Source organism: Mycobacterium sp. E2497 (genome assembly GCF_001668695.1).
Classification (GTDB): Bacteria; Actinomycetota; Actinomycetes; order Mycobacteriales; family Mycobacteriaceae; genus Mycobacterium.
The window spans coordinates 1-1203 of the sequence record NZ_LZKD01000153.1 but is presented as its reverse complement, the minus strand read 5'-3'; the positions used below and the strand labels follow the sequence as shown (position 1 = coordinate 1203).

The window sequence follows — 1203 nt, the reverse complement described above, 5'->3', positions numbered from 1 at the left end:
CCCGGCGATCGGAAAACCCACCGCCACATCCGAAGTCGCACCCAGCTTGCCCAAAACCACCGCCAACGCGGCCTGGACCACCATGAAACTGGTTGCATTATGCTCACTCGCCACCTCACTTACTCGCTGTTGCAATTGCGCGGGCCACTCCACGCTCACCCGCGCGCCCCGATAATCGGCCACCAAGGGATAGGGCCGATCGGTCGGCAACTCCAGCCGCTCCGCCATCCCCGCCAACGCGTCCTGCCAATACGCCAACTGCCCGGCGATCGCACTACGCGGATCATCCAAATCCCCGAACTGCGCCCGCTGCCACAACGTGTAATCCACGTACTGCACCGGCAACTCGGCCCACCCCGGCACCTCACCACCACGCCGGCTGGCATACGCCACCCCCAAATCACGCACCAACGGCGTGATCGACCACCCATCAGCGGCAATATGATGAGCCACCGCCACCAACACATGCTCACCCTCGCCCACCCGAAACACCTTCGCGCGCAACGGGATCTCTGTCGACAGGTCGAACGAGTGGTGCGCCGCGGCATCGATGGCGCCCTCCAGCCGGCTCGTCGGCCAGCCGTCGGCCTCGACGACGTCGCATCTGACGCGCGCCTGTTCTGCCGACAGCACGATCTGTCGGGGGGTTCCCTGGGGCGCGACGAAGATGGTGCGCAGGCTTTCGTGGCGGCCTACCACGTCGTTCAACGCGGCGCGCAGTGCGTCGGTATCCAGCGGCCCGGCCAGCCGCAGCGCGGCCGCCATGTTGTAGACGGGCGACGGCCCGTTCAGCTGGTCGAGGAACCACAACCGGGACTGGGCGAACGACAACGGAACCGTCGCCGGCCGTTTGCCGGCCACCAGCGGCGCGAGAGCGCCGCCACCCAGCCCCATGCGGGGGGCCAGCTGCGCCACCGTGGGCGCCTCGAACAGCGCTCGCACCGAAAGAGCGCTGTCAAAGCCACTATTGATGGCCGCGATCGCCCGCATCGCCGAAAGCGAGTCGCCGCCGAGCTCGAAGAAGGAGTCGTCGATGCCGACCCGCTCGAGGCCCAGGACTTGGGCGTAGATGCCGGCCAGGATTTCCTCGACCGCGCTGGCCGGGGGGCGGTAGTGATCGGTCTCCGTGTATTCGGGTGCGGGCAGGGCGCGGGTGTCGAGTTTGCCGTTGAGGGTGACGGGCAGGGTGTCGAGGGTGACGAG

General features: G+C 67.5%; 1 protein-coding gene. It reads right to left on the bottom strand.

Features of this window, described 5'->3' with window-relative positions:
- Positions 1–1203, bottom strand: a 1203-nt coding sequence (locus A5713_RS14120; protein WP_231980400.1) for a condensation domain-containing protein, incomplete at both ends; no start/stop codon positions are given.